Source organism: Streptococcus suis, assembly GCF_002964045.1.
In the GTDB taxonomy this organism is placed as follows: Bacteria; Bacillota; Bacilli; order Lactobacillales; family Streptococcaceae; genus Streptococcus; species Streptococcus suis_U.
Genome location: NZ_POPB01000361.1, coordinates 1 through 386, shown reverse-complemented (window position 1 = coordinate 386; position 386 = coordinate 1). Strand labels below are relative to the sequence as shown.

Annotated in this window: 1 protein-coding gene; it reads left to right on the top strand. The window is 41.7% G+C overall.

The genetic code is table 11. The annotated features are described in order from the left end of the window. On the top strand, positions 1–386 hold a 386-nt coding region (locus tag C1E99_RS08810), incomplete at both ends, for a MucBP domain-containing protein (RefSeq protein ID WP_193441801.1).

Genomic DNA, 386 nt, shown 5'->3' with positions numbered 1-386 from the left:
CACCTACGAGTACAAAGAAAAAGTAGAAACCCCAGTTGTTAAGACAGGTTCAGTAGTGGCTCGTTATGTTATCGAAGGAACAGAAGATGAAATCGCAGATGATAAATCAGTTAAACCGACCGATACACCAGTAGATGAGCCATACGGTGATACACCACCAGCAACTATCACAAAAGATGGTAAGACTTACGAGCTTGTTCGTACACGTACAAAAGAAGGCGATGCCCCAGAAAACGGTGTTGTTAAAGAAGGCGAACAAACCATCACCTACGAGTACAAAGAAAAAGTAGAAACCCCAGTTGTTAAGACAGGTTCAGTTGTAGCTCGTTATGTTATCGAAGGAACAGAAGATGAAATCGCAGATGATAAATCAGTTAAACCAAGCG